This window comes from Candidatus Neomarinimicrobiota bacterium (assembly GCA_022560655.1).
Lineage (GTDB): Bacteria > Fidelibacterota > Marinisomatia > SCGC-AAA003-L08 > TS1B11 > JADFSS01.
Genome location: JADFSS010000128.1, coordinates 1 through 2,446 on the forward strand (window position 1 = coordinate 1; position 2,446 = coordinate 2,446).

General features: G+C 59.0%; 2 protein-coding genes. Both read right to left on the reverse strand.

What is annotated here, in order from left to right; translation table 11 throughout:
* Positions 1-972, reverse strand: a 972-nt coding sequence (locus IH971_11175) for a hypothetical protein (protein ID MCH7498389.1), incomplete at its 3' end; no start/stop codon positions are given.
* 149 nt (positions 973-1,121) lie between these two features.
* Complete coding sequence (ychF, locus tag IH971_11180; GenBank protein ID MCH7498390.1) at positions 1,122-2,222, reverse strand: redox-regulated ATPase YchF; 1,101 nt, start codon at positions 2,220-2,222, stop codon at positions 1,122-1,124.
* Positions 2,223-2,446 lie beyond the last annotated feature (224 nt).

Sequence of the window (2,446 nt, forward strand, 5' to 3'; positions counted from 1 at the left end):
GATATATGATGCACCCACCAAGGATTCCCTTTCACCATCGATACCTTCTATATCAGTTTTTGGGAACGGCTCGCGCATCAGCCCCACACGGAAACGGTTATTAATATCGTATTCCAGGCCGATGCTTGAGGCGAATGGTAGCGAAAGATCTCTGGGATAATCTGTCGACGAAAAAAATCCGGCTTCCGTACCGCTAAAGCCTGATCGACTAAAGGCGTCGAAAATGTTATTGTTGGCGGACATCTCTATCCAGGCAAATCCGAACGAGATCTGAAATCTCCTCGTTTCCGACGCAGTCTTCAAACTGACCGACTGCGCTGAGCCCGGTAATCGAGATCCTGGAGGTTGTAAATTGTCCGAATGGGCAATATCCCTGCCGGATTCCCCATCAATCCATGCTTGCAGCTCATCTGGGGGGTCGTGTGGAAAAAGCACATACCGCCGCAGCCAGGGAAGAGCCTCCCTATATCTTCCAGGATTCCCGTTGATCGGAAACCGGTCATCAATATTTCTAATCGCACCAATAAGTCCGCCAGCCGATCCACCGATTGCACCAAGGAAAATAGCCCCGAGTAGAACCTCCTCACTGGGTGAGATAAATCCACCGTCCGAAGAAAAGATTGCCCCAAGTGCGGCCCCGGCTGCCCCTCCAATTAGACCCCCTCCCACCAGTCCTCGGACAAAATGACCCTTATTTACTACCACAATTTGTTCCAAGGAATAATATGGAACCAGCTGCGCGAACTCACTGAGTTCATAGTGATTGTATGAATCCTTGCTCCCCCAGAGCACAAGGGAAGTATCCATCGCGTAGAGGACCTTTCCGATTCGCTGGTGACCTTGGGGAGTGGTGAGGACGATTTCGGGTATATCGGTCAACGCTGGAGGCCCGGCCTGACCATGCAACGGAGAAAATACCAGGAGCAAAACCAGGGATCTGTAGTAAGGAATTCTATTGAGCAAACCTATCATGTCACCCTCTCAGTCTAGCCCAATATATGAGATTCAGCGATCCGGCTTGTCATGAAATTGTCTAAGAATTGTCAAAGCTGGGTCATGAGTTCCTTAATTGGATAGAATTTCACGCAGGTCCAGTGCAAGCTATCTGACTCAGTGGGCTCTTACACATTGAATTTGAACAAAATCACATCGCCATCCCGCACCACGTAGTCGCGCCCTTCCTGCCGCGCCCGGCCCGCCTCCCGCACGGCCCGCTCCGTTCCCAGGCGCACCAGCTCATCGTAGGGCAACACCTCCGCCTGAATGAACCCGCGCTGGAAGTCGCTGTGCACCAGCCCGGCGGCGGCGTGGGCGCTGAGGCCCCGGGGGATCATCCAGGCCCGCAGCTCATTGGGGTTACCCGTGAAAAAGGTCTGGTACTCAAGCAATTCATAGGCCGCCCGCACAAGCTTGTCAAGGCCCGCCTCCGGCAGCCCGTACTCCGCTATGAAGGGCGTCCGCTCCGACACCTCCAGCTGGGCCAGCTCCTGTTCCAGCTGCGCAGACAAGCGGATGGCGCGGTCCCCGGCCCGGGCAGCCCCGTCAAAGAGCGCCTGCACCTCCGGCCCACGGTCGCGTCGCTGGATCGCCGCCTCATCCACGTTGGCCACCACCAGCGCTGGCTTCCGTGTCAACAGAAACAGCGGCGCAATTGCCGCCTGCTCGGCCGCGGTCAAGCTCTGGCTGCGAACCGTCTCTCCGGCGTTCACAGCGGCGTGGACTTTCTCCAGCACCGGCAACTCTTTCCGGGCGGTGGCAGCCCCCGTAGCGGCCAACTTCCGAGTGGCCGGCAGGCGCTTCTCCACCGACTCCAGGTCCTTGAGCAGCAGCTCGGTCTCCACAATCCCCACGTCCCGCTGCGGATCCACGCTGCCTTCAACATGGCTTACCTCCGGGTCGTCGAAGCAGCGCACCACGTGAATCACGACGTCCACCTGCCGGATGTGGGCCAGGAACTGGTTGCCCAACCCCTCCCCCCGACTGGCACCGCGCACCAGTCCCGCGATGTCAACAAATTCCACGGTAGCGGGGGTGACTTTGCCGGGTGCGTAGACGGCCTCCAGGGCTGCCAGCCGCGCGTCAGGGACGGGCACCACCCCCACGTTGGGGTCCACCGTGCAGAAAGGATAGCTCTCCGCCGGTACCTGTAAGGACGTCAGGGCATTAAACAGGGTGGACTTGCCGGCGTTGGGCAGACCAATGAGGCCACACTGCAGAGCCATCGCCGCCGGTCCTCAATTAGGGGATGGGCAGGGCCGCATGTCGAAGGCCGCGCGCAACGCCTCCCAGATGGCGTAGCCGTAGGGCCGGATGAGCATGGTGCCCTTCACGGGGCCGTAGTCGGCCAGCTCTGGGCCTTCCGGACCACGTCGGTGTACCAGCGGGCGTAATCCTGACTGCGCGGTGTGACGCCCTTGGACATGGGGGGAAAGTTAGGGGGTGGGGC

What these genes read in the sequence shown, in the direction of transcription:
- ychF (MCH7498390.1), bottom strand. Translation starts at nt 2,222, where the DNA reads ATGGCTCTGCAGTGTGGCCTCATTGGTCTGCCCAACGCCGGCAAGTCC.